This is a genomic window from Thiohalobacter thiocyanaticus, assembly GCF_002356355.1.
GTDB lineage: Bacteria > Pseudomonadota > Gammaproteobacteria > Thiohalobacterales > Thiohalobacteraceae > Thiohalobacter > Thiohalobacter thiocyanaticus_A.
In genome coordinates this window covers 199,566-225,066 of the sequence record NZ_AP018052.1, presented here as the reverse complement: position 1 = coordinate 225,066, position 25,501 = coordinate 199,566, and the positions used below count along the sequence as shown (strand labels likewise).

The window sequence follows — 25,501 nt, the reverse complement described above, 5'->3', positions numbered from 1 at the left end:
CTAGACGCCTGCCGTGCCTTTGTCGGAACCGGAACAATCACAGCATGCGTTGCAATACATCGTCCTTCCGGGCGAAATGGTGCAGCAGCGCCATGCCAATATGCCCAACGATCAGCACCAGCAGCGTCCAGGCGATCGGTGAATGCAGGCTGCCGAGGCTGGCCATCCAGGGGATTTCATCGCCCTTGGCCGCCAGCTGGATACCAAAGACCTTCCAGCCATAGCCGTTGCCCAGCATGGTCAGGATGCCGGTAACAGGCATCAGCAGCATAGCGGCATACAACAGGCCATGGCCCGCCTTGACCAGAAACGCCACGGCCGGATCCTGTGCGGGGCGATTGTGCTTCTGGTTCATCGCCCAGCCGATCCGCAGCAGCACCAGCAGCAGCAGCAGTGATCCAATGGATACATGCCAGGGTACAAGAGTCTGCCCGACCCAGTGCTCGCCATCATCGATACGATCGAAGACTTTCAACAGCTGCCATCCAATCAGAAAGGCCATGCCCCAGTGAAAAAGCCGGGTGACAGTGCCATATCGCGTCTCTGAATCCTTGTTCATCTGCTTCTCCTGCTCTCCAAAAAGGGTCCTCAAAAGGGGTCGGTGACAAATGAGAATCATTTGTCACCGACCCCTTTTGAGGATCACCGGCCTCTTTGGTTCCCTTTCGGTCACGCGGAAAACCGTTTACGATACAGAAGCAGAATAAAATCCATACCACGCTGTTATATCTAGATATTTTATTATATCAAACCCTTCCTTGGGAACAATTATGGGAACAATTTATCGTGCTAGCTTAGCCCGCTTCGGTATGTTTTGAGGGCCAAGTACCTTTGTCTTTTGGGAATTCTTACACCCAATAGAATTCACTTCTCTACGCATTACATCTCTTCTGGATTGGCTCCAACTCTCTAAATCTCGACTCACTTCTTGTAACTGCTCTTTAATCCAATCTCTCTTACTCACGATGCTATCTCCTCGCAGTGATATGTATCGCTGTCACTAATCTGTCGCTGCATATTGCTCATATCGTTTAAACAAGGGTTCAATGTACCCTTCCTCTAAATCTATATATCTGGGGTAGGTTTCCTGTATTTGCGGATTAGCTGTAGCCAATTCCCAATCCAATGGATATCCCCGTTTATCTTTCCTAGGTGGCATTTCAAACAGGGAGATGTAGCGTATTGGTGCAATACCAACGAATGGCTCAAAAACTACTGCGTCTTCATCGGCCTCATCACCATCGACTTGTATAGAACGTTTATACAAGTCCTTTGCCATACTTTTTGGATAAGGCTCTACATATACAACACGTTGCATACCTGCTGCGACTATATGACGGGCGCACATATGACATGGGAATGTCGTACAGTACAGATTTGCATCTTTTACTGAAAGCCCTCTCCGTGCAGCATCCGTGATCGCAGACATTTCAGCGTGAACAATTCTACCAAATTCTATAATACTCGCCGCTCTTGTATCTTTAAGAGGCGCATCAGTTTTAGAATATAGCGCGTCTTCGGCAAGTTTATCTGGTCTCTTCCTTCTCTTAGCTTGAGACAGCCAACCTGCGGTTTTCAGCTTTTCAAATATTTCCGTGATTATTTCACGCTTCATTACTGCACTAGCATCCTGCCCAATTTTAAAATCACGATAGTCTTGCTTAGATTCTACCTTGTCTTCCCAAACAGACCCGCCTCCGGCTTTTGGTACTTCGTTACAACCAGCAGATATCATTTCACCGTCATCGGTAGTAATAACCGCCCCAACTTGCCTGGATAAGTCAGCGGAACGTAGAGCTGCTGCTTTAGCATGGAACATCCCATATTCATCAACAGTTGGGGTTATAAATGGGTGCCCGAATATTAATTCTATAAATCGCTTTATTTGGGAATCCACATTTTTTCTTTGTGAGATGAACACATCGGCAAGTGGAAATGCATCTCTAACATTTTGGCCGTAATCTTCTCCTACTTCTTTCTCATCCTTTTCGACCAAGGACTCAGCTTCATTTTCATAGTCATCTGCCCGGAACTTCCCTTTAGATCTAGCAATTCTTTTTGCCAACGACTCAATGCGTTCACGTTTAGGCGCATAAGTAGAAACTACAAAGAATGATTCGCCATAAATGTTTCTAAGGGACTCAATTTCATCTGGGTGTTTTAATGAATTAAATATGTATGCGGTTCTACTGACTGGTTCCTTACTATCACCTTTCCTTGTCTTTCGGTGAGCTCTGACAGCAAGAATACCAAGTAAGGATACTGCATCACCTCTCTTAAGATTTCTCCTGAGATCATCTCCAGCATCCATCAATTTATCTATTCGCTCATTTTCAGGGCCATTTTTAAGTTTTTCTAAATGAGCATAATCCTTACAATCCGTAATCAGGCGACTAAGACGTATATCTACAGTCTTGTAGTTTGCCGCTTTTAGATAGGATCTTATCTGTCGATTCACTGTTTCCAGATCAGAACCAACGGCGCCTACCAATCCTATAAATAATTCTGGCGCTGGCCCAACTTCATTTTCTTTTGAGCGAGATTTCTTTTTAGCAGTTCGCTTAGGATCAGCGACACCTCTAGTAGACCCAGCCTTCTTTTTCACAGATCTTTTTTTTGTTACAGCTGCGCACACATGAATATCCCTTATATTTGGACAGCAGATAATTCAAATCCCAAATAGATTTCGCCTAATTAACTTTTTGATTTATAGTAATTTAGTAATCTCAGATGCCTATGTCAATATCCAAGAACGGTTAACTTAGGATCGTTTTTTTCTTTCAGAATTACTTCCAACAGTAATCGCGCAAATGCAATTGACACGCTGTTATTCTGGAGAAGCTGACCAGCCATATCACTATGGGTCTGAAGGCTTTCCATGACAGCATCCTCTACTGCATTCGGATAGTCGCCAAGCATAACCTGATCAGCCGTATTATTTTCCAGCTGCTGGACAACGGTGGTATTCTCCATCACCCGGTTCTTGATAGTATTCATGTAATGAATCCGGTCATTATCCGACAGGTTTTCACCTGCAAATAATTCATTGAGCCGTTTTATTATTCTGGACAATCGTTCTTTTTCGGGATCACGCACGGCACCCGATCCCAATCCATCAATGCCCTTCAGTTTATACTCACCTTCCTCCTGTTCTTGGATCTTAAGCTCTTGTTCAGCAATCTTCTTCAGACGATAATGGCTGAGCTGTAGACTCGTTATATCAATGTCTTCATCCAGACGCTCCTCGCGAAGGAGGGGCCGTAGATGCCGCGCATAGACTGAGAATTGCTCCAGCTCGCGATCGTCGTAGTCCACGATCTGGGACATAAACTCGTAGAAGCGGACGAATGAACCCAGATTCTTCTTAAATAAATCTAGGGCATCCTTCACCTCTCCAGCAGCCTTCAGGTCCTTTCTGGCATTCGTCAACTCGACGGTATCGCCCGACTTCTCAGCCTCACGCTCCGCCTTCTGAGAGGCTTTTATGGCTTGGATGGCAGTCTTGTATCGATCCTTGAACCGATCCACCGCAGGACGAGTATGGTAGCTGAACTTGTCCTGGGTCTGTTTGGGATCGAAGAAGGCGTCGGCAAAAGCACGCACCTCCTGCCATTGGTAGATGTGGGCCTCGTCCAGCTTATGCTGGAGGTCGTAGACCAGGTTGGGGTCGGAGACGCTTTCCAGCTCGGCGGTCCGATAATAGGGTCGGAAGGCTTCCAGGACATCCTCGGGCTTGTTCACGAAATCCAGCACGAAGGGCTCCTCCTTGCCGGGGTAGGTCCGGTTCAGCCGGGACAGGGTCTGGACGCAGTCTACCCCACTCAGCTTCTTATCGACGTACATGGCGCAGAGCTTGGGCTGGTCGAAGCCGGTCTGGAACTTGTTGGCGACGATCATGACCTGGTAGGTGTCGGTATCGAAAGCGTCACGCAGGTCCTGCCCTTTGGCGCTGGGGTTCATGTTGCGCTCATTGAAAGGCTCGGGGCCACTGTCCGAGTCCTCCACGTCGCCGGAGAAGGCGACCAGGGCGTGAACATCGGTGTAGCCCTGCTCGGTCACGTACTTGTCCAGGGCCAGCTTGTAGCGCACAGCGGCCTTACGGGAGTCGGTAACGACCATGGCCTTGGCCTGGCCGTTGAGCAGGTGCCCGACGTGCTTGCGGAAGTGATCCACGATCACGGCCACCTTCTGTTCGATGTTCCAGGGGTGCAGCTTGACCCAGCGGTAGATCCGGTTGGCGGCCTTGCCCTTGTCCACCTCCTCGTCGGGGCTGCCCTGGGCCTGTTCCAGCTTGAAGGCCATCTGGTAGGTGGTGTAGCGCCGGAGCACGTCCAGGATGAAGCCTTCCTCGATGGCCTGCTGCATGGTGTAGACATGGAAGGCTTCGGGCAGGTTGTCTCCTGCCACCGGGCGCGTGGGGTCAGGTGGGCGGCCGAACAGCTCCAGGGTCTTGGCCTTGGGGGTGGCGGTGAAGGCCAGGTAGCTGATATTGGTGGCCTGGCTGCGGGCGGCCAGGGTGGCGTCCAGCACGTCCTCGCCGGTGATCTCGGCGTCCTCCTCCAGCTGCTCGGCCATCAGCACCTCGCGGACCTTGCGGGCGGTGGCGCCGGTCTGGGAGGAATGGGCCTCGTCGGCGATCACGGCGAAGCGGCGCTCCTTCAGGGCGGTCTGCTGCTGGATGGCCTCCAGCACGAAGGGGAAGGTCTGGATGGTGACGATGATGATCCGGCTCTGTTCGGCCAGGGCCTCGGCCAGCTGGGCGGATTTGCTGCCCTCGCCCTCCTCGCGGCTGATCCGGCGGACCACGCCCTCGGCATGCTCGAACTGGTAGATGGTCTCCTGGAGCTGGTCATCCAGCACGGTGCGGTCGGTGATGACGATGACCGAGTCGAACACCCGCTGGTCCTGTTCGTCGTGCAGGGAGGCTAGCCGGTGGGCGGTCCAGGCGATGGAGTTGGACTTACCGGAACCGGCGCTGTGCTGGATCAGGTACTTGTGGCCCGGCCCTTCGTGGCGGGCCGTGGCGACCAGCTTGTTGACAGCATCCCACTGGTGGAAGCGAGGGAAGATTAGCGTCTCCTTGGTGTAGCGTTTGCCCTGCCAGTCCTCCTTCTCCTCGCGCTGGAGGTGGACGATGCGGCCGAGGATATCCAGCCAGGCATCGCGCTGAAAGACCTGCTTCCACAGGTAGTCGGTGGCGTAGCCCTCTGGGTTGGGGGGATTGCCCGCTCCGCCGTCATATCCCCGGTTGAAGGGCAGGAAGAAGGTATCCTCGCCCTCCAGTTTGGTGGTCATCCAGACCTCTTCCAGGCCCACAGCGAAGTGGACCAGGGCACGGCGCTTGAAGGCCAGCAGCGGCTCGACCTTGTTGGATTTGGGAGCCCTGGGCGGCCGATCCCTGCGGTACTGACGCTTGGCATTGTCCACCGACTGCTTGAACTCGGATTTCAGCTCCAGGGTGGCGACCGGGATGCCGTTGACGAACAGCACCAGATCCAGGCGGGGGTTATAGCCCTCCTTGGCATGGGGCGAGTAGGAGACCTCCTGCACCACCCGCAGGCGGTTGGCACCGTAGCGAGCCAGCGTATCGGGATTGAGGCCGTGGTCGGGCCTGAACTGGCAGTGGCGGATCTTCGCGCCCCGGTCCTTGAAGCCGTGGCGCAACACATGTAGTGAGCCGTGCTTGTCCATCTGCTCGGCGGCCCGCTTGAGGAGCATCTGATCGGTTTTGTCGTGGTAGAACTTGGTGAGTTTGGTGACGGCTTCGGGCTGGGTGTCGTGGAGCCAGGCCAGGAGATCTTCAGGGTAGAGAGCCAGTTCGCGGTCATAGGCATTGGGATTGCCTTCCAGCCACCCATCGGCAGTCAGATCATCGACGATGGCTTGCTGAAAGACGAGTTCTTTGGCCTTATCCATAAATACTCTAGTGTTTTATCCGCCATTTAACGCATACGAATAACACGGCAACAGCGTCTTAATAAAAGACTTTACATACCATTAATCAATAAGTTACGCGTTTTTGGCGTTTAAAAGGCTTTTAATGCCTTTTAAATTGGCCCAAAACTAAACGCCCGCATCATTTATCCAATGGCTGATCGGTCAGAGCCCAGAAATACTTGTTTCCTTCTCGGCGACAGCTCACCACGCGATCCTTCCTCATCTCAGTCAGCAGGTTGATAACCTTGTTCCGTTTTTGGGCGTCATCCAGCCCCTCTGGGAGCATCGGAAACAGTAAATGCTCCAACTGGTCTCGTGTAGAAGGTCCAATCTTCCTAATATGCTCGATGACAAATTCCTTAAGTTTCGCCTTCTCCAAACCCCGGTGGCGGATATAGTGCGCTTCGCTTCCAGTCGCGGCCGCGATACGAGCCGCGACATAGTAATTAGGCTTGCGCCCTTCAATGAGCCCATCTCTTCGTAACCGACTAGCCGCTTCCGCAGTTATCGGCTGGTGTTTCTGCACCTGATCGAGAAGAATCACAGTAGTCAAATCCAAATCACTTCGCTCCAGCAACAGCTTGGTGTAATTTTCATCTATGACCTGCCCATAAATCTCCAGGGACACATGGTCTTTCGTGGAGTGGTGATAGTCAGGGAGGGGGAAATAGCGTTTTCTCTGCGACAGAATCATGGAATGGATACCGTGGCCCATCGTATCTATCATATTCAGACTCACCATCGCATGCGTCAGCCAAGGGTTGCGATAGCGCCTAGGCGTCGTCTCACCAGTGAAATAATCCTCCGGCTTACCATCGAAGAATCCACCTCCATTATCGAAGATAAGCCTGTCGGTTTTCTCCGTCACAAGAATACGTTCGTTTCGCACATAATCTTGGTGCGCAATACAATTGTGCAGTGCCTCCAGGATCACCCGAGTCTCGTATTTTCTGACCTCCGTGGCTAGTAATTCATTGTCAGGAAAGATTTTGTAGGTAATGTTACGGATGCGCTGCAGCAGTTCGGTTCCTGCCAGCAGGAAAGGAGGACCGAAATGTTCGTAGGCTGTTTCCTCAGTGTCCAGCTTCCAGGTAATCTGCGCAGGATTCGGCAATAGATAATGAGATGACTCCTGCTTGCCCAGCAGAAGGAGCGCCGTGCGCGTGATCTTCCCGTTAATTGTGATCTTGGCCTTATCGAGAAAAGTAGCATCATCCCAATCATCGACACCTTCAGCAAATCTGCTTTTCTGATGTTTATCGCCGAACTTCTCTCTCGCAACGCGAATAGCGTCCTCATCCAGATCATCGAGCGTCGCATCGGGGATAACCTCTGAACTCCAGTCCACAAACGTAATGGATTCAGCAAGAATCGAATCCCGACGTTCCGGTCTAAGCGGTACTAGGTTGTCCCCCACCCGCTGCCAGGCTTGATCGTGCGCATATACAGGCAAACGGGGCTTATGTTTGGGCACATGAATGATCCAAATTATCTTATCTGAATCGGTGGTCTGAAATGCTTCCACTTTCAAACCCTCGGAATCGAGATTACTGCATTTACCCAAAAGCCTCGGCGGCAGGTTATCAGGAGTGTAGCTATGGAAATTCTGGATACCGATCAGATCTAGGCTGCCATCCTGTACCCCGAGAACAAGGTGCCCGCCTTCCATATTAGCCAACGCCGAGACATAAGAAGCCACATCATTGCCCTTATTGCCCGTAATTGCGTGCTTCAGTGACTTGAACTCCTTCCACTCGCACGACTCGTTCTCAATAGGATAGAGTCTTGACAAGTACGCTTTTAGTTCAGCTTCAGTCATAAGTCCGTTATTCCACCACAACTTCCAGTCGATGGTCGGCGCTGTGGTCATCGACGATGGCTTTTTGGAAGATGTGTTCTTTGTCCTTTTCCACTTTTCCTAGGCAGTAGCTGCTTCTGTTGTTTCTTGTTGCTCGGTATCAGGTTTCAGCCAGCCCCGCACATCAATCTTTCCGGTAACGGCGGCTGAAATCAGGGCAATGCGGTGTTCCTGCATCAATGCAATACCATCTTTTGCCTTATTTTCGAGCACCTCATACCGATTAAGAAGCGAATCTAGATATTGGATGATTTCCGTCTGCTCTTCTAGAGGTGGAAACGCCGCCACTACCGACCCAATACGATCTACATTTAGATTCGCTTGTGCGCTCTGTGTCGATGTCTGCTGTAAAGCAGGTAATGCGCCCATCAAGCTGTATCTCAAAAATTCAAGCATCACATCAGACTTTGGTTTGAATCCTACGACACTATCTGGCGCATATGCCTCAAACCCTAGTATCGCCGTGTCGCCGATATTGGCCGCGATAGCCATTACGAGTGTGCCAGCAGGAAATATCTGGCTAACAGACATTCCTTTCTCATTTAGTGTTTGCTTGTATTCCGTAATATTTTTTGTTGCTCGTGCGATATCACCTGTTTGAATAAACGGATATTTACCATCATAGAACTCAGGGTCGTTTCTGGGTCTGTGGCCAAATTTTCCGCGGAAAATTTGAGTCGCATATCGGAAGCTCTTACAAACCCAATGTGCCGGCACTTCACCCAGCCACTCCACAGCGGAGCCCTTCATCGGCACATCGGGATTGAGGCCCTTGGTGACGGCATGGGAGATCACCGCCTGGCGCTTTTCCTTGAGCAGCTCGATCAGCCGCTCCTGTTTGGCGATGAGTCGGTCGATTTTGGCGGTTTCGTGGTTGAGAAAGTCTATGATGATGTCTTGTTCATTTTTCGGTGGAAATGGAAGATCAATCTCCTTGAATTCTGCATATCGGAATTCTGTAGACCTTTCTCTTACCCCCTTTGCCAAGGCAGTTACAAATCCTGTGATTGCCATGTTTCGAAGCAGGAACCCGTAATATTTTGTATTTACTTTTGGTAGATTTACAGGTGTGCAGATCGAATACACCGGGGAACATTTTCCATCAGAGTCTGAGACACCTATTGCTCCGGCAAAACCATCCATAGCATGAACGACCAAGTCGCCTATCCTTACGCCCTGGTATCCAATTTCTTTGACTGAATTTGTAAAGCCTTCGGTTCTTCTATTTGCCCGAAGCGTTACCTCGCCGTCGCGAAACGCAGTAACAACTCCATCGCTCTCTCTGAGAGGACGTTGCATGCGTCGAAATAGAAACTTCGCCCGACGTGTATCCCAATGTGACGGAATATCGCCAATCCAGTCGATATCCGATTCTTTATAATCCGGGTAGCGTTGGTATCCAGCCATCAGGCATGCACCTCTGAAAGCAAGCCCATGATCTCCTGACTCACCTTATCCAGGTCCGCGTCGATCTCCTCCAGCGGGCGCGGCGGCACATACTTGTAGAAATGCCGATTGAAGGGGATTTCGTAGCCGACAATACCGACCTGCCCATCCCGCTCATCTTTCTTGGTCTCATCAATCCAGGCATTGGGCACATGCGGAAGCACTTCGCGTTGGAAGTAGTCCCGGATATTCTCGCTCAGCGGCACATTCTCATAATCCCGCAGCTCCGGATCGGGCTCGGCCTGGCCCTTGGCCTTGCAGAGCTCGGCTTCCTCATCGTGCTCGCCCAGATGCTTCTGCAACAGCTTGAAGGCGGGTGCAGGCAGCTTCTCGTCGTCCATGTGGACCTTGAGCCACTTCTTGAACGTGGTCCGCGAGAGGACCTTCTCCTCCTCGAATCGGGCCAATGCATCCAGGATGGCCTGTTGCAGCGACGCATCCAGTTTGGCCCAGCCCTTGTCGGCCTGTAAGGCGGCCAGCCGGATCTCGTCCTTGGGGTAGAATGCAAGCTGGAGTGGGCGCTCGACGGTGATACGGCGGTAGCCGAAATCGGTCGTCTTGAAGATCTTGCAGGTCTCGCTGGGCTTGAAGTCGCCGTATTGTTTGACGATGGCGTCGATGCTGTCCTCGGTGAGGTACTTGCGCTTGGAGCCCAGCGATTTGCGCATCTTCTCGCCCATATCCGTGGCGTTGATGAGCTGGACCTTGCCCCGGCGCTCCGGGATCTTGTTGTTGGACAGGATCCACACATAGGTGGCGATGCCGGTGTTGTAGAACATATCCGTGGGCAGGGCGACAATGGCCTCCAGCAGGTCGTGCTCCAAGATGTAGCGCCGGATCTCAGACTCGCCGGAACCGGCCCCGCCAGTGAACAGCGGCGAGCCGTTGAGGATGATGCCGATGCGGGAGCCGCCTTCCTTGGGATCGCGCATCTTGCTCATCAGATGCATCAGGAACAGTAGGGAGCCGTCGGAGACACGGGGCAGGCCCGGGCCGAAGCGCCCGGCGAAGCCCTTGTTCTTGTGCTCGGCCTGGACCTGCTTCTGCACCTTCTTCCAGTCCACGCCGAAGGGCGGATTGGAGAGCATGAAGTCGAATGGCTGCCCGGTGAGCTGGTCGTCGGACAGGGTGTTACCCAGCTTGATGTTCTGGATCTCGTGGCCCTTGACCAGCATGTCACCCTTGCAGATGGCGTAGGACTCGGGATTGAGCTCCTGTCCGAAAACAGTGACACGGGCCTGCTCGGAGATGGAGTGGATGTACTCCTCCCCCTCGGACAGGAAGCCGCCGGTCCCGGCCGTGGGGTCGTAGACGGTGACGATCTTGCCAGGGGCGATCTTCTCCTGCTGGGTGGTGAACAGCAGGGCCGTGGTCAAGCGGACGATATCCCGAGGGGTGAAGTGCTCTCCGGCGGTTTCGTTGGAGGATTCCGCGAAGCGGCGGATCAGCTCCTCGAACACCAGGCCCATGTGGTAGTTGTTGAGGGTCTTGGGGCTGAGGTCCATGGTGGCGAACTTCTGCACGACCAGGTAGAGCAGGTTGGCCTCGTCCAGCTTCTCCAGGAAGCCGAAGAAGCCGAAGTGCTCGAAGATGTCCCGCGCCTCCGAGCTGAAGCTGCGGATGTAGGTGTCCAGGTTGTCCAGGATCTGGGTCTCGCCCAGGGCGGACAGGTCCATGGGCGAGGTGTTGTAGAAGGGCAACCCGGCGGCCTTCTTCAGGAAGCCATCTATCGCCAGGCCCGACTCCTTGCGCTTGTCGTACTCCTTGAGCACCTTGGCCTTGCTCGGTGCCAGGACGCACTCCAGGCGGCGCAGCAGGGTGAACGGCAGAATGATGCGGCCGTACTGGGACTGCTTGAAGTCGCCCCGGAGCAGGTCTGCGACGGACCAGATGAAAGCGGCGGTGGAGGAGAAGTTCTCGGTCATGGCGTATTAGTAAATTAGAATTTTGTTGTTCTTTTCTAGCAGCTTAGCTAGGAAAATTATGGTGGAATAGCCCATCTGGCATCAATGAATCCGTCACGATCTGTCACATCGTCAATTTCAGTAAAAGGAACATTACTTTACCAGTCTGACATATCTGGAAGGCTATTTCCCTAGCCAGAAAGACGGCTGCACAATTTTGATTGAAATCAAGATTTAATATGCAGGATACATACGTAAAGTATTGTTTATAAAATATAAATATGATGTTTTTACTGTTTGACTTTACTTGAATAAGTCGTCCAACCCCAGCTGCCCGTACCGATCCGGGATCTGCTGAAGAATCGCCGCTATTTCATCCGCATTGAGGCAATCAATATCTTTCAGTTCACTCGCCAGGGCGCACACCATCTCCCACATTCTTGGTCGCCCAAGAAGGGCACGCGTCTCTCTCCGGAGCTTGTCCAGGTGCCGGGCCGGAAGCGGCTTGGGGAGAGTGGTATATCGGGACATCTCAATCTGTATGTCCTGCAGCCGCAGGTGGAAACTCTGGGCAGTCAGCAGGTCCGATCTTGCTCCAAGTGAGCGCAGTGGGGTATTCAGCAGTTTCGCTTCCGACAGGGGGCCTGCAAGCAGAATGCGAATCTCGCCCTCGTACTTCTTCAATGTCTCCAGCCAGGCCGCCCGGATATTGCCAGACCTTGGATCAGAGAGTTCCCGTTTCAACCTGGGTTGATACATCATCACCCCATTCCCAGGCGCCTCAAGCGAGACCGCCACCTCTGTAACCGCATAACCATGGTAGAGGGCCACGATAGCGTGGGCAGCCTCATGGTAGGCCGTGAGTTCGATATGGACGTTATCGATCATGCCGCTTCCCCGTGATCACCCCACCGGTAATACCCACATGGTAGATATCTAGAAAGGGACACGGTATTCGTGTCAAATATTTTCCCGATACTGGTCAGACTGGTACGCCATGCGTGTCAACGGACCAGCTTCTATATTGGCCTTTGACCCTGCATCCGTGTCAATTTGACACGCATTCCGTGTCAAGGACTTTTCCAGTTATTTAGAGGCGTCTGCCTCGGGGCGATGTCTAATTTTCCATCGCATTCGTCTATGCCTTCCCATGTCAGGGCATAGAGCGATGCCTTGTTCTTTCCGCCCTGCCTTGAAACTACAATGAAACCGGTATCTATCAACTCTCTGAGTGCCTTGAAGAGGGTGTCTCTGGAGAGCCAGCCACGCTTCTGCATTATTGCCCAGGCTGCACAAAGATCGCCGTTGTTTGAGCCTCGATACTGATAGCACAGATCAACCAGAAGCTTGACCGCCTTGGGTGATAGGCGAGTGAACTGTTCACTGCCGATCAAATAGTGCGGCAGCCTGGTGAACGGCGGGCTCTTGCCTCTTCCCTTGTGCTTTCGGCGGTCGTAGGCCATGCAAGCGTACTCAGTCGGATTCCCGGCTTTGCTTGACCTGCTGGGCCAGCCAGTCCTCAATCTCGCTTTCCAGCCAACCGACCGCCCTGGCTCCCAGGCTGATTGGCTTAGGGAAGGTACCCTCACTGATCCGGAGGTAGATCGTACTACGGGACAGACCGGTTCGTGCCTTGACTATTGGAAGCCTCAGTATTGCATTCGCCATGTTCAAACCTCTTGGGCTGTTGTTGAACCAACGCGAAGCAGTTTGATGGCACGTGTATTGTCCCGTAACCCAAATATATGGGCCGTCCGATGGATTGATTAATTGGGCTTTGGATTATGAATCAGAACGATATGTGCGGATTGCCTCTGCAGCCAGGGCATGGACCGCGCTTACAGGCTTGCCTGTGGCCATCTCGAGAACAATTGCCAGAACATTACTGAAAAGTCCTTCCTTTGTGGTAGTAGGCTCGATGCCTTGTGATTTCAATGCCTTAATTACAACCCTAGCTAATTCCAGTCTGGCGTAATCAGTCAATCGTCCCTTGGGAAATTCATCAGCCGCATGGCTGCCTTCTGAAAGAGCCGATATGATCTTGCCCAGGTGTCTGTGAAGGGTTGTTATTCCCCCAGAGATTTTCCGGCTCAGGATTAATCGCGAATTCGCATCCATTTCATTGAGACGGTCATTGAGGAGCAGGGCAGAATCGAGTGATTTCTTGAAGTTCTTCCTGACCTCGCTGGGTCTGCTTTCATCACGAAGACTGCTCATTGCCTTGTAGCTCATCAAGGCATGTTCGATTAATGAATGAAATTCATCTGCGTCTTTCAGCTCTTGTCCCTTGGCGCTGATTTCCAGACCGAGCCTTTCCTTGTCCTCACGGGATAGCTCTACTGCTTCATAGTCAGCGATTCCAGTTGGAAACCAGGGCGTTGGCAAGACAAATATCTCCCGATGTATTACGAAGCTCGGTATTCCTTACCGAACTGGCCGATAATGACTTTTCGGCCTTCCTCGATTTGGGCATCCACGAAATCAGTCCACCACTGCATCATCTCACGCCGTTGCTCGGAATATTCAGCCCGGTTATATATTCCCCGAACGCCTTTCTGTTCATGCGCCAGTGCCTTTTCAATCCAGTCGGTATTGAAGCCGGCTTCATGCAAGTGGGTAGAGGCTGTCCGGCGAAAATCATGGATAACAAAATCACGTATTTCCAAATCCAACGCACGGATCGCGGTGTTTAAGGTTGATTTGGATATAGGCCGTTGGAGGCTCCCCCGACTCGGCATGATATAGGGGGAAGTACTCGACAATGCCTTCAGCTCATCAAACATCGCAAGGGCCTGGCGCGACAGGTACACAATATGCGGCTTTTCCTTTTTCATACGATCAGCGGGAATGCACCACTCCGCCTTATCAAAATCAATCTCCTCCCACTTTGCCTCAGTCAGTTCAGATTTCCGGACCATGCAAAGGATCAGCAGGTGGAGTCCCAGTTTATGGGAGCGTCTCATATTGGATGTGTAAATCGCCCTCAGAAGCTTGCCCACCTCATCCGAGCTCAGTGACACATCCCGGCTTTTGGCTTGAGCGATGAAACGCGCCTCAACGGCCGCAGCCGGATTGTACGTGGCCTTCTGGCGGGCAATGGCATAGGCAAACAGCCGCTTCAGCACGTTCCGAGTGAGCAGGGCGGACTGGTCGGCTCCTCGAGCTTTGATTTTGTCTGTGATCGCGAGGACATCGGTCACAGAGACTTCCGAGAGGCGCTTGTTGCCAAGGGCCGGGATGATGTCCTTATTGACCACCCGTTTTACATTCCTGGGTTCGGACGTCGTCTTTTCCACCACGTCACGCAACCAGATCTTAGAGAAGGCCTCGATCGTATCCGGCTCCTTCTCGGCTGCTTTGGCCTCGCGATTAGCCCGCATCGGGCTTTCACCCTTGGCCACCAGGGCCCGGCACTCTTCGCGCCATTTTCTGGCGTCACCCAGGCTGAAATAGGGATATTCGCCGAGCGTCACCTTTTCTTGACGACCTTTCAAGCGATAGCGAAGTCGCCATATCCGTTTACCACTGGGCATGACCTCAATGAATAACCCACCACCATCAGAAAAGGAGTGGGGCTTTTGTTTAGGCTTCAGATTCCGGAGTTTTGTATCGGTCAAAGCCATTTCACCGCCCTCTGTCTGTTCCCTGAAGGGATTATTCAGATAATTGAAATTTAGGAATATATCCGAGCTGGACCAGATACTGTTCCCATGATTGGTACGCATTTATGGGAACAATGTGTTCCCAACTACGTCAGTTTGTTCCCATGAGTAAGCATGATAAAACCATACATGGGAACAGACCTGGGAACAATAATCGTAGGATTCAGCTGTATCTTGCTGGAACAGGTTGGACTATAAAACTATAAGAAACAGTTATATATATAGATGCGGCGGATGCTGTGGAACAACCTGGGAAGTGATGTCATTTACCGATACAGAAGCTGGTGAAGATCCGTCCCAGCAGGTCGTCGCTGGTGAACTCGCCGGTAATCTCCCCCAGAGCGGTCTGGGCCAGGCGCAGTTCCTCGGCCATCAGTTCGCCCGCCCGCTGCACCTCCAGTGCCTCGCGGCCCTGCTCCAAGTGCCGGCGGGCACGGTCGATGGCCTCCAGGTGGCGGCGTCGGGCGATGAAGCCGCCGGCCTCCTCATTGACGTAGCCCATGCAGGCCTTGAGATGTTCGCGCAGCGGCTCCAGACCGGCGCCGGTGCTGGCGGAGAGTCGGACTTCATGCCTTTGTGCATCCAACCCGGGCGCATCGTCGGTGAGATCGATCTTGTTCCAGACCAGCGTGTGCGGCAGGGCGTGTGGCAGGCGGTCGAGAATCGCCTGGTCTTCTTCCGTAAATCCTTCGCGCGAGTCGATCACCAGCAGCAGGCGGTCGGCCTGTTCGATCTCGCGCCAGGCGCGGCGCACGCCTTCCTGTTCCACCATGTCGACGGTCTCGCGCAGGCCGGCGGTGTCAATCACGTGCAGCGGCATGCCGTCGATCTGGATGTGCTCGCGCAGGACGTCGCGGGTGGTGCCGGCGATGGGGGTGACGATGGCCGACTCGCGCCCGGCCAGGGCATTGAGCAGACTGGACTTGCCGGCGTTGGGTCGGCCGGCGATGACCAGACGCATGCCCTCGCGCAGCAGCCGGCCCTGGCGGGCCCCGGCCTGCAGTTCATCGAACTGTTCAGTGAGCCGCTGCAAGCGGGTGGCGATCCCGGCGTCGGCCAGGAAATCGATCTCCTCCTCGGGAAAGTCGATGGCGGCCTCGACATACATGCGCAGCTGGGTCAGGCCTTCCACCAGTGCGTGGATCCGGTTGGAAAACTCGCCCTCCAGCGAACGCACGGCGGCGCGCGCGGCCGTGGCCGTGGCGGAATCAATCAGGTCGGCGATGGCCTCGGCCTGGGCCAGGTCCAGCTTGTCGTTGAGAAAGGCGCGCTCGGAGAACTCGCCGGGCCGGGCCAGGCGCGCACCCAGTTCCAGCGCGCGTGCAAGCAGCAGGTCCATCACCACCGGGCCGCCGTGGCCGTGCAGTTCCAGCACATGCTCGCCGGTGAAGGAGTGCGGGGCGGGGAAATAGAGGGCGATGCCCTGATCGATGGCGCTGCCATCACCGGCGCGGAAGCTGTGCAGGCCGGCACGGCGGGGTTCGGGCAATTTTCCTAGCCAGTCAGTGGCGATCCTGGGGACATCCGGTCCGGACATGCGCACGATGCCGACGCCGCCGCGCCCGGCGGGGGTGGCGATGGCGGCGATAGTGTCGTTCATGGTGGCTGGTGGCTACAGTCTCTGAAAGATAATAGCCACGGACTACACAGAAAGCACGGACAAAAGATTATTGTAACTCTTATGTTCTCATTGCCATGGCGCGCAGCGCTGGCAATGAGAGCATGAATAGTTTCCGTGCTTTCCGTGTAGTCCGTGGCGCTTTTCGCTCTTGGCTCTAGAACCCGTCACTTCCCGCCCTGCTCGATGCGGCGGGTGATGACCCACTGCTGGGCGATGGAGAGCACGTTGTTGGTCACCCAGTACAGCACCAGACCGGAGGGGAAGAAGGCGAAGAAGACGGTAAACACCACCGGCAGGATCATCATCACCTTGGCCTGGATCGGGTCCAGCGGGGCCGGGTTGAGCTTCTGCTGGATGAACATGGTCGCACCCATGATCAGCGGCAGGATGTAGTACGGATCCTTCGACGACAGGTCGTTCAGCCACAGGGCGAAGTCGGCCTGGCGCAGTTCCACGCTTTCCAGCAGCACCCAGTACAGGGCGATGAAGACCGGGATCTGGATCAGGATGGGCAGGCAGCCGCCCAGCGGGTTGATCTTCTCGGTCTTGTACAGCTCCATCATGGCCTGATTGAGCTTCTGCTTGTCGTCGCCGTAGCGTTCCTTGAGCGTCTTCAGCCGCGGGGCGAGCTTGCGCATCTGCGCCATGGACTTGTAGCTCATCTCCGAGGGCTTGTAGAACAGCAGCTTGATCAGCAGGGTCAGGATGATGATCGACCAGCCCCAGTTGCCGACCAGGTCGTGGATCTTCTCCAGCAGCCAGAAGATGGGCTTGGCCAGAATGGTGAGCATGCCGTAGTCGGCAGTCAGTTCCAGCCCGGGGGCGATCTCCTTGAGCCGGTCCTGCAGCTTCGGGCCGACGAACAGCCGGCTGCTGAAGGTGTGTTCCCCGCCCGGTGGCACGCTCACGGCCGGGGCGGCCAGCCCCAGCACGTAGCGATTGTCGGACAGCGCCTTGCTGTAATAGTGATTCGTTTCTCCCGGCGCGGGCAGCCAGGCCGCCAGGAAGTAGTGCTGGATCATGGCGGCCCAGCCGCCGCTGATATCGCGTGCCAGCGGGGTGTCGCGCATGTCCCCGAAGTCGTACTTCTCGTATTTCTCTTCCGGGCTGTAGATCACACCACCGGTGTAGGTATAGATGAAGGCCTGGCCCTGACCGCTGACTTCGCTGCGCTGCAGCTGGCGATACTGGCGTCCGCGCCAGGGTTTGCCGGTGGTGTTGCTGACCTGCTGCTCCAGTTCGACCAGGTAGTCGCCGCGGGTGAAGCGGTAACGCTTGATCACCTCAATGCCTTCCGGACTGGTCCAGGTGAGTTCGACGGTGAGCTCGTCCTGTCCCGGCTGCAGGCGCCACTCGTCGCGCGCACTGCTGAAGGTCACGTGATGCGTCGGTTCGGTGCTGTCCGGTGTGCGCAGGCCGGACTGGACCACGAAGATGTCACTGGGCCGCTCGTGCAGCAGGCGCACCGGGATGTCGGGCTTGTCGGCATCGATCGGATAATCGAGCAGGGCAGCGCCGACCAGATCGCCGCCGCGGGTGTCGATCTCGATATCCAGGACATCGGTGACCACGCGGACGCGCCTGCTCCCGGGGTCCGGGGTCGGTTCGGCCTCGGCGGTCATGCCGGTCTGCGGCAGGGCGTCGGGGACGTCCGCGGCCGGAGTGGACTCGGCGCCGGCGGCACTCTCGGCACGGGTTTCGACCGGGACCGGCTCGGGGGCATAGTCGCGCTGCCAGGCCTCCCACAACAGGAGCACCACGAAGCTCAGGGCGATGAACAGGATCAGACGCTGATTATCCATGTTTGTTTTCTACCGGGTGGGGAGGCTCGGGCACCGGGTCGATTCCGCCCGGATGCCAGGGGTGGCAGCGGCCCAGCCGCCTCAGGGTCAACCAGCTGCCGCGCAGCACGCCGTGACGTGCCACGGCCGTCTGGGCGTAACAGGAACAGGTGGGATGAAACCGGCAATGCTGACCGAGCAGCGGGCTGAGACAATAGCGATAGACCCCGATCAGACCGATCAGGATGCGTTGCCAGATTGTCTGCTGAGTCGTTTCCAATGCCGTTCCAGGATCTCGTTGAGCTGTGCCGCCGGCACCTGGCTCAGACCGTGACGACCGATGACCACGAAGTCCAGATTGCCCAACTCGGCCTGCAGATGACGGAAGCGTTCACGTATCAGACGCTTGATCCGATTGCGCTCGACCGCCCGTGGCGAGACCTTGCGCGAGATGGCCAGTCCAAGCCGGGGATGGCCCAGATCGTTCGGGGCGGCCAGCACGGTGAGATAACGATCGCTGGAGCGGCGGGGGTGGGCGAAGACCCGCCGGAACTCGCTGGGTCGGGTCAGCCGCGCCGGGCGCGGAAAGCCGTGCGGGGTCCGCGCCAATGCACTCGCGGGCGTGCTCAGACGCTCAGCCGGGCTCGACCCTTGGCGCGGCGTGCCTTGAGAACACGGCGGCCGTTCTTGGTGCTCATGCGGGCGCGGAAGCCGTGGGTGCGCTTGCGCTTCAGGTTACTGGGCTGAAAGGTTCGCTTCATGGCGTTGACTCGAGTAAAGGCTTAATGGATCCGGGCCTTAGGGGCCCCTGCAGAGAACGCGCAATACTACCGGCGCCGCTGCGATACTGTCAACTTCCATACGCCTGCAAACGGGTGTGGATAACTCGTGAAATCGGGGTTAGACTCGTGGCCTTTTCCCACAACGAAACGACCCGGTCCCGTGCGGACCAGAACTCGGAACTGTGCCTCCGAAGGAGCCCGTGTTGGATACCCATTTGTGGAAACAGTGCCTGGATCGCCTCGAGGAGGAGATCCCGGAACAGCCGTTCAACACCTGGATCCGACCGCTGCACGCCGAATCCCACCCGGAAGGCAACCTGCGGCTGCTGGCACCCAACCGCTTTGTGCTGGACTGGGTGCGCGAGCACTACCTGGGGCTGATCCAGGACACCCTGACCGGGCTGACCCCGGAACAACCGACCCGGGTCCGGCTCGAGGTCGGCACCCGCAAGGTCGCCCCTGCGGCGGACAAGCCGCGTGAAGCGGCCCGATTCACCCGTGCGGCCAATCGCGAGCAGCCGGCCCAGGCGCCCACCAACCACACGCTCAACGCCAGCTTCACCTTCGAGACCTTTGTCGAGGGCAAGTCCAATCAGCTGGCCAAGGCCGCCTCCATGCAGATCGGCGAGAACCCCGGCGGCGCCTACAATCCACTGTTCATCTATGGCGGTGTGGGGCTGGGCAAGACCCATCTGATGCATGCTGTGGGCAACCTGATCCTGCAGGGCAAGCCCAACGCCCGGGTGGTCTACCTGCACTCCGAGCGCTTCGTCGCCGACATGGTCAAGGCGTTGCAGCACAACGCCATCAACGAGTTCAAACGCTATTACCGTTCGGTGGACGCACTGCTGATCGATGACATCCAGTTCTTCGCCGGCAAGGAGCGCTCCCAGGAAGAATTCTTCCATACTTTCAATGCCTTGCTGGAAAGCCAGCAGCAGATCATCCTGACCTGCGACCGCTATCCCAAGGAGGTCGACGGACTGGAGGAGCGCCTGAAATCACGTTTCGGCTGGGGCCTCACCGTGGCCATCGAACCGCCGGAACTGGAGACCCGGGTGGCCATCCTGATGGCCAAAGCCGCCCAGGCCCAGGTGGAAATGCCCGACGAGGTCGCCTTCTTCATCGCCAAGCGCATCAAGTCCAATATCCGCGAACTGGAAGGGGCGCTGCGGCGCGTTGCGGCCAGTGCCCGCTTCACCGGGCGGGCGGTCACCCTCGATTTCGTCAAGGAGGCGCTGCGCGACCTGCTGGCCTTGCAGGACAAGCTGGTATCGATTGAAAATATTCAGAAAACCGTGGCCGAATACTATAAGATCCGGGTGGCGGATCTGCTCTCGGCGCGGCGCAGCCGCTCCATCGCCCGCCCCCGGCAGGTCGCCATGGCCCTGGCCAAGGAACTCACCAGCCACTCCCTGCCGGAGATCGGCGACTCCTTCGGCGGCCGCGACCACACCACCGTGCTGCATGCCTGCCGCAAGGTGGCGGAGTTGCGCGACACCGATATCCGGATCAAGGAGGACTATTACAACCTGTTGAGGACCCTGACCACATGATGTGGATAAGATGTGCGGCCTTTTCCGGTTCCCGGCACTCACAGACTTATCCACAATCCGCACACAGGCTCCCGAGGGGTTGTCCGCCCGGTTGTGGCTAATAACAAGATATTGAAATAAAACATTATTTCACTGTTATCCACAGCACAAGGGCGCACTAAGAGTAACAACAGGGTAAATATTTATTCAATACTATTTCTAGTCAGGACAGGTACAGATGAAATTCAGCATTCAGCGCGAGAACCTCCTCAAGCCACTGCAGCAGATCATCGGTGTGGTCGAACGCCGCCAGACACTGCCGGTCCTGGGCAATGTCCTGATCCAGTCCAGCGGCCAGGGCCTCACCCTGACCGCCACTGACCTGGAGGTCGAACTGGTCGCCACGGTCGAGCAGGCCGTTGACGCAGGTGGAGAGGTTACCCTGCCGGCGCGCAAGCTGTTCGATATCTGCCGGGCCCTGCCCGAAGGCAGCACCCTGGAGATCAGCATCGAGCAGGAACGGGCCCTGGTGAAGTCCGGCCGCAGCCGTTTCACCCTCTCGACCCTGCCTGCCGGCGACTTCCCGGTGATCGAGGAGATGAAGACGGCCCTGTCCTTCACCCTGCCGGAAAAGGCGTTGAAGGAGATTATCGAGCGCACCCATTTCGCCATGGCCCAGCAGGATGTGCGCTACTACCTCAACGGCCTGATGCTGGAGGTCGATACCGATGCCCTGCGCGCCGTCGCCACGGACGGGCACCGCCTGGCGATGTCCGAAGTGGCGGTCGAAACCGGGGTGGGGGAAAAGACCCAGATCATTGTCCCGCGCAAGGGGGTACAGGAACTGCTCCGCTCGCTGGAAAGTTCCGATGCCGAAGTCACCGTGGCGCTCGGTGCCAACCATATCCGCATCAACACGCCTGAGTTGCAGGTCACCTCCAAGCTGATCGATGGCCGCTTTCCGGACTACGAGCGGGTTATGCCCAAGGGCGGTGACAAGGTCATCACTGCCGCGACTACCGGTCTGCGCCAGGCGCTCACCCGGACTTCCATCCTGTCCAACGAGAAATACCGCGGTATCCGGCTCAGCCTGGACAACAACAGCCTGCGTATTCAGGCGCACAACCCGGAACAGGAGGAGGCCGAGGAGGAACTGGAGATCAACTACAGCGCCGATCCGCTGGAAATCGGTTTCAATGTGACCTACCTGTTGGATGCCCTGTCAGCGTTGCCGGGCGAGGAGGTCCGTATCCTGCTCAGCGACGCCAACAGCAGTTGCCTGATCGACGATCCCCAGGGCGGGCCGAACCGCTACGTGGTCATGCCGATGCGGCTGTAGCCGCAACGGTGCCTGTCTGTGCTCCCGATTCATGCCGCTGACCCGGTTAAGCCTCAGTCATTTCCGGAATATCACCGCTGCTGAACTGGAGTTGTCGCCGCGCTTCAACCTGATTGTCGGTGCCAATGGCTCCGGCAAGACCAGTCTGCTGGAGGCGATTTTCTATCTCGGCCGGGTCCGTTCCTTCCGTACCCGCAAGCTCGATCAACTGATTCAGGGCGGTGAAACTCACTTTCGGTTGATTGCCCGGCTGGCTGATCCGGATACAGGCGAACGCACGCTGGGTATTGAACGCGGCCCGGATGGCCAGACCCTGCGTCTGGGGGGGCAGCCGGTCCGCCAGCTGGCCGAGTTGGCCCGGGCGTTGCCGATTCAGCTGCTCAATCCCGACAGCCACCTGATTCTCGAGGGCGGGCCCCGTTATCGCCGCCGATTCCTGGACTGGGGCGTGTTCCACGTGGAACCGGGTTTCTATTCCGCCTGGCAGCGTTATGCTAAGGCCCTCAAGCAGCGCAACGCTGCACTGCGCACAGGCCGCAGCCGACGTGACATCGCGGCCTGGACACCGGCGCTGGTGCAGGCTGCCGAGGTTCTGCACAGCCTGCGCAATGAATACATCAGCGAACTCCTGCCCTATGTTCGTAGCAACCTGGCATCCCTGGTCGATCTGCCCGGGCTCGATTTCCGCTATCAGCCAGGCTGGCCGGAAGAGGCGGGTCTGGCGGCAACGCTGGATGCCCGGCTGGATTCCGATTTGCGGCGCGGCTTCACCCAGGCCGGACCGCACCGGGCCGATCTGTTGCCATTGCTGGACGGAGTACCCGCCATCGAGCGGATCTCGCGCGGTCAGCAGAAGCAGCTGGTTTCCGCCCTGCTCCTGGCCCAGGCCGAGTTGATGATGGAAAAAAACCGCCAACCCTGCCTGTTTCTGATCGATGATCTGCCGGCCGAACTGGATATGGGACACCGCCAGCGGGTGCTGGAGCGGCTGCTGGCGTTGCAGTCCCAGTTGTATATCACCACCACAGACGCGGACGCCATTCCCTCGAGCCCGGGGATGGATGCCAGAATGTTCCACGTGGAACAGGGGCGGCTCGCTGAGATCCGCTGAGGTTCCACGTGGAACACAGCGGCGCCCAGGAAATGGTATACTGGGCCATTGCGATAGAAGGATGGGGTCATGACGGATAAAACCACCTACGATTCCTCGAACATCAAGGTGCTGCGCGGCCTGGACGCCGTGCGCAAGCGCCCGGGTATGTACATCGGCGACACCGACGATGGCACCGGCCTGCACCACATGGTGTTCGAGGTGGTGGATAACTCCATCGACGAGGCGCTGGCCGGGCATGCTCGCGAGGTTCAGGTCACTATCCATAGCGATGAATCGGTCACCATTTCCGATGATGGCCGCGGTATCCCGGTGGATCTGCATCCGGAGGAGGGCCGCTCCGCCGCCGAAGTGATCATGACCGTGCTGCATGCCGGCGGCAAGTTCGACGACAACTCCTATAAAGTGTCGGGCGGGCTGCATGGCGTGGGTGTTTCGGTCGTCAATGCCCTGTCCGAATACCTCAAACTCACCATCCACCGTGACGGCAAGGTATGGCACCAGGAATTCCGCCTGGGGGAGCCGGTCGCACCGCTGGCCGAGATCGGCGACACTGACAAAACCGGCACCGAGATCCGCTTCAAGCCCAGCCGCGAGATCTTCACGGACACTGAATACCATTACGACATCCTGTCCAAGCGTCTGAGAGAGTTGTCGTTTCTCAATTCCGGGGTGCGCATCAGCCTGCGCGACGAACGCACCGAGAAATCCGATGTTTTCGAGTACCAGGGGGGCATTCGCGCCTTTGTCGAGCACCTGAACCGCAACAAGACCCCGCTGCACCCGACCGTGTGCTACTTCAATACCGAGCGTGACGGCATCTGGGTCGAGGCCGCCTTCCAGTGGAATGACTCCTACCAGGAGAACATCTTCTGCTTCACCAACAACATTCCCCAGCGCGATGGCGGCACCCACCTGGCCGGCTTTCGCGCCGCGCTGACCCGCACACTGAACCACTACCTCGAAGCTGAAGCCATCACCCGAAAGGCCAAGGTCACGCCGACCGGAGACGATGCCCGCGAGGGCCTGACCGCGGTGCTTTCAGTGAAGGTGCCGGATCCGAAATTCTCCTCCCAGACCAAGGACAAGCTGGTGTCCAGCGAGGTCAAGGGGGTGGTCGAATCCGCCATGGCGGAGCAGTTGAACAATTACCTGCTGGAACATCCCAACGAGGCCAAGGCCATCACCGCCAAGATCGTCGAGGCAGCCCGGGCCCGCGAGGCCGCGCGCAAGGCGCGTGACATGACCCGCCGCAAGGGTGCACTGGATGTCGCCGGACTGCCGGGCAAGCTGGCCGACTGCCAGGAGCGCGACCCGGCCCTGTCCGAGCTCTACCTGGTGGAGGGCGATTCCGCCGGCGGCTCGGCCAAGCAGGGCCGTGACCGTCGCAACCAGGCCATCCTGCCGCTCAAGGGCAAGATCCTGAACGTGGAGAAGGCGCGCTTCGACAAGATGCTGTCCTCGGCCGAAGTCGGCACCCTGATCACTGCACTCGGTTGCGGCATCGGCCGGGAGGAATTCAACCCGGACAAGCTGCGTTATCACAGCATCATCATCATGACCGACGCCGATGTCGACGGCTCCCATATCCGCACCCTGCTGCTGACCTTCTTCTACCGCCAGATGCCGGAGCTGATCGAGCGCGGCCATGTCTACATCGCTCAGCCACCCCTGTACAAGATCAAAAAAGGCAAGCAAGAACAATACGTTAAAGATGATCCAGCGCTCAATCAGTACCTGCTGCAGTCGGCCCTGGACGGCACCCAGCTGCATGTGAGCACCGAGGCACCGCCGATCACCGGCGAGGCGCTGGAGGTGCTGGCCTCCGGTTACCTGGGGGTGATGAACGCCATCAAGCGCCTGTCGCGTCACTATGACAGCCTGCTGCTGGAACGCATCATCTATATGCCGCCGATCGACGAGGTGAAGCTGCACGACATCCCGGCCATGCGCGACTGGTTCCGCGAGCTGCAGGACCGCACCAATGCCGTCATGCCGGCCGGCCAGCGCTTCGAGATCACCCTGGATGACACGGTCGAGCAGGGCGCCTTCGTCGCCACCATGGTCAAGCTCACCCACGGCATTGTCGCCAGCGAGCAGCGCCTGGCCTCGGATTTCTTCGCCACGGCCGAGTACGAGCGCATGCGCGCCCTGGGTCAGCAACTCGATGGCCTGCTCAGCGACACGGCCTATATCCGCCGTGGCGAGCGCCAGCAGCCGGTGACCAGTTTCAAGGAGGCGGTGACCTGGATGATGGAGCAGGCCAAGCGCGGCCAGCAGATCCAGCGCTACAAGGGACTGGGCGAGATGAATCCGGAGCAGCTGTGGGAGACCACCATGAATCCGGATACCCGGCGTATGCTACAGGTACAGATCGAGGATGCGGTGGCCGCCGATCAGATCTTCACCACCCTGATGGGCGACCAGGTGGAGCCGCGGCGCGACTTCATCGAGTCGAACGCGCTGGCGGCAAACAACCTGGATGTGTGATCGTCGAATTTAGGAATAGTTAACGAAAGATTGAG

General features: G+C 56.7%; 20 protein-coding genes. 4 read left to right on the top strand and 16 right to left on the bottom strand.

The genetic code is table 11. From position 1 onward, the window contains the following. Positions 1–37: 37 nt before the first annotated feature. The 16 genes from CFK21_RS01030 to rpmH all read right to left on the bottom strand — a co-directional run bounded on the left by CFK21_RS01030 (position 38) and on the right by rpmH (position 18,970). Entirely contained in the window at positions 38–559 is a 522-nt protein-coding gene (locus CFK21_RS01030) for a cytochrome b (RefSeq protein ID WP_096363871.1), read from the bottom strand. A 441-nt stretch (positions 560–1,000) separates the two neighbouring features. Beyond that, complete coding sequence (locus CFK21_RS01025; protein ID WP_157745214.1) at positions 1,001–2,605, bottom strand: anti-phage dCTP deaminase; 1,605 nt, start codon at positions 2,603–2,605, stop codon at positions 1,001–1,003. Between the two features lie 134 nt (positions 2,606–2,739). Beyond that, positions 2,740–5,916: a type I restriction endonuclease subunit R gene (locus tag CFK21_RS01020; RefSeq protein ID WP_096363867.1), complete on the bottom strand. Its 3,177-nt coding sequence runs from the start codon at positions 5,914–5,916 to the stop codon at positions 2,740–2,742. Between the two features lie 160 nt (positions 5,917–6,076). After that, positions 6,077–7,756, bottom strand: a complete 1,680-nt coding sequence (locus CFK21_RS01015; protein WP_096367431.1) for an RNA-binding domain-containing protein — start codon at positions 7,754–7,756, stop codon at positions 6,077–6,079. A gap of 99 nt (positions 7,757–7,855) precedes the next feature. Next, the gene (locus CFK21_RS01010; protein WP_096363865.1) at positions 7,856–9,202 is read right to left on the bottom strand and encodes a restriction endonuclease subunit S; all 1,347 of its coding nucleotides are present in this window, start codon (positions 9,200–9,202) and stop codon (positions 7,856–7,858) included. Then, a complete protein-coding gene (locus tag CFK21_RS01005) occupies positions 9,202–11,166 on the bottom strand; it encodes a type I restriction-modification system subunit M (RefSeq protein WP_096363863.1) in 1,965 nt (654 codons plus the stop codon). Before CFK21_RS01005 ends, CFK21_RS01010 begins: the two co-directional genes overlap by 1 nt. A 282-nt stretch (positions 11,167–11,448) precedes the next feature. Continuing rightward, on the bottom strand, positions 11,449–12,033 hold the full coding sequence (locus CFK21_RS01000) for a hypothetical protein (RefSeq protein ID WP_096363861.1): 585 nt from the start codon (positions 12,031–12,033) through the stop codon (positions 11,449–11,451). A 182-nt stretch (positions 12,034–12,215) separates the two neighbouring features. Further along, positions 12,216–12,608: a hypothetical protein gene (locus tag CFK21_RS00995; RefSeq protein ID WP_096363859.1), complete on the bottom strand. Its 393-nt coding sequence runs from the start codon at positions 12,606–12,608 to the stop codon at positions 12,216–12,218. A 10-nt stretch (positions 12,609–12,618) separates the two neighbouring features. After that, positions 12,619–12,813 (bottom strand): helix-turn-helix transcriptional regulator, encoded by a 195-nt coding sequence (locus CFK21_RS00990; RefSeq protein ID WP_096363857.1) that lies wholly within the window; start codon positions 12,811–12,813, stop codon positions 12,619–12,621. A gap of 114 nt (positions 12,814–12,927) precedes the next feature. Further along, positions 12,928–13,530: a hypothetical protein gene (locus CFK21_RS15035; protein WP_157745212.1), complete on the bottom strand. Its 603-nt coding sequence runs from the start codon at positions 13,528–13,530 to the stop codon at positions 12,928–12,930. A gap of 20 nt (positions 13,531–13,550) precedes the next feature. Then, a complete protein-coding gene (locus tag CFK21_RS00985) occupies positions 13,551–14,768 on the bottom strand; it encodes a tyrosine-type recombinase/integrase (RefSeq protein WP_096363855.1) in 1,218 nt (405 codons plus the stop codon). 301 nt (positions 14,769–15,069) lie between these two features. Next, complete coding sequence (gene mnmE / locus CFK21_RS00980; RefSeq protein WP_096363853.1) at positions 15,070–16,407, bottom strand: tRNA uridine-5-carboxymethylaminomethyl(34) synthesis GTPase MnmE; 1,338 nt, start codon at positions 16,405–16,407, stop codon at positions 15,070–15,072. A 185-nt stretch (positions 16,408–16,592) separates the two neighbouring features. After that, positions 16,593–18,230, bottom strand: coding sequence for a membrane protein insertase YidC (gene yidC, locus CFK21_RS00975; RefSeq protein ID WP_096363851.1), 1,638 nt, complete (start codon positions 18,228–18,230; stop codon positions 16,593–16,595). Continuing rightward, positions 18,223–18,468, bottom strand: a complete 246-nt coding sequence (yidD, locus tag CFK21_RS00970; protein ID WP_369801275.1) for a membrane protein insertion efficiency factor YidD — start codon at positions 18,466–18,468, stop codon at positions 18,223–18,225. Before yidD ends, yidC begins: the two co-directional genes overlap by 8 nt. Then, positions 18,450–18,818, bottom strand: a complete 369-nt coding sequence (rnpA, locus tag CFK21_RS00965; RefSeq protein WP_096363847.1) for a ribonuclease P protein component — start codon at positions 18,816–18,818, stop codon at positions 18,450–18,452. The genes yidD and rnpA overlap by 19 nt, the downstream gene beginning before the upstream one ends. Positions 18,819–18,835: 17 nt before the next feature. Further along, positions 18,836–18,970 (bottom strand): 50S ribosomal protein L34, encoded by a 135-nt coding sequence (gene rpmH, locus CFK21_RS00960; RefSeq protein ID WP_096363845.1) that lies wholly within the window; start codon positions 18,968–18,970, stop codon positions 18,836–18,838. Between the two features lie 221 nt (positions 18,971–19,191). Here rpmH and dnaA point away from each other — a divergent pair, with 221 nt between their 5' ends. The 4 genes from dnaA (at position 19,192) to gyrB (ending at position 25,466) form a co-directional block, all read left to right on the top strand. Next, positions 19,192–20,547, top strand: coding sequence for a chromosomal replication initiator protein DnaA (dnaA, locus tag CFK21_RS00955; RefSeq protein WP_369801225.1), 1,356 nt, complete (start codon positions 19,192–19,194; stop codon positions 20,545–20,547). Between the two features lie 217 nt (positions 20,548–20,764). Further along, positions 20,765–21,865 (top strand): DNA polymerase III subunit beta, encoded by a 1,101-nt coding sequence (gene dnaN, locus CFK21_RS00950; protein ID WP_096363841.1) that lies wholly within the window; start codon positions 20,765–20,767, stop codon positions 21,863–21,865. 31 nt (positions 21,866–21,896) lie between these two features. Next, complete coding sequence (recF, locus tag CFK21_RS00945; protein ID WP_096363839.1) at positions 21,897–22,976, top strand: DNA replication/repair protein RecF; 1,080 nt, start codon at positions 21,897–21,899, stop codon at positions 22,974–22,976. Between the two features lie 69 nt (positions 22,977–23,045). Beyond that, positions 23,046–25,466 carry a DNA topoisomerase (ATP-hydrolyzing) subunit B gene (gyrB, locus tag CFK21_RS00940; protein WP_096363837.1) on the top strand — a complete coding sequence of 807 codons (2,421 nt, stop codon included), beginning with the start codon at positions 23,046–23,048 and terminating at the stop codon, positions 25,464–25,466. Positions 25,467–25,501: the final 35 nt, after the last annotated feature.

Excerpts from the sequence above, each read along its gene's own strand:
- CFK21_RS01030 (WP_096363871.1), bottom strand. The coding sequence starts at position 559 with ATGAACAAGGATTCAGAGACGCGATATGGCACTGTCACCCGGCTTTTT.
- CFK21_RS01020 (WP_096363867.1), bottom strand. The coding sequence starts at position 5,916 with ATGGATAAGGCCAAAGAACTCGTCTTTCAGCAAGCCATCGTCGATGAT.
- CFK21_RS01015 (WP_096367431.1), bottom strand. The coding sequence starts at position 7,756 with ATGACTGAAGCTGAACTAAAAGCGTACTTGTCAAGACTCTATCCTATT.
- CFK21_RS01010 (WP_096363865.1), bottom strand. The coding sequence starts at position 9,202 with ATGGCTGGATACCAACGCTACCCGGATTATAAAGAATCGGATATCGAC.
- CFK21_RS01005 (WP_096363863.1), bottom strand. The coding sequence starts at position 11,166 with ATGACCGAGAACTTCTCCTCCACCGCCGCTTTCATCTGGTCCGTCGCA.
- CFK21_RS01000 (WP_096363861.1), bottom strand. The coding sequence starts at position 12,033 with ATGATCGATAACGTCCATATCGAACTCACGGCCTACCATGAGGCTGCC.
- CFK21_RS00995 (WP_096363859.1), bottom strand. The coding sequence starts at position 12,608 with ATGGCCTACGACCGCCGAAAGCACAAGGGAAGAGGCAAGAGCCCGCCG.
- CFK21_RS00990 (WP_096363857.1), bottom strand. The coding sequence starts at position 12,813 with ATGGCGAATGCAATACTGAGGCTTCCAATAGTCAAGGCACGAACCGGT.
- CFK21_RS00985 (WP_096363855.1), bottom strand. The coding sequence starts at position 14,768 with ATGGCTTTGACCGATACAAAACTCCGGAATCTGAAGCCTAAACAAAAG.
- mnmE (WP_096363853.1), bottom strand. The coding sequence starts at position 16,407 with ATGAACGACACTATCGCCGCCATCGCCACCCCCGCCGGGCGCGGCGGC.
- yidC (WP_096363851.1), bottom strand. The coding sequence starts at position 18,230 with ATGGATAATCAGCGTCTGATCCTGTTCATCGCCCTGAGCTTCGTGGTG.
- rpmH (WP_096363845.1), bottom strand. The coding sequence starts at position 18,970 with ATGAAGCGAACCTTTCAGCCCAGTAACCTGAAGCGCAAGCGCACCCAC.
- dnaN (WP_096363841.1), top strand. The coding sequence starts at position 20,765 with ATGAAATTCAGCATTCAGCGCGAGAACCTCCTCAAGCCACTGCAGCAG.
- recF (WP_096363839.1), top strand. The coding sequence starts at position 21,897 with ATGCCGCTGACCCGGTTAAGCCTCAGTCATTTCCGGAATATCACCGCT.
- gyrB (WP_096363837.1), top strand. The coding sequence starts at position 23,046 with ATGACGGATAAAACCACCTACGATTCCTCGAACATCAAGGTGCTGCGC.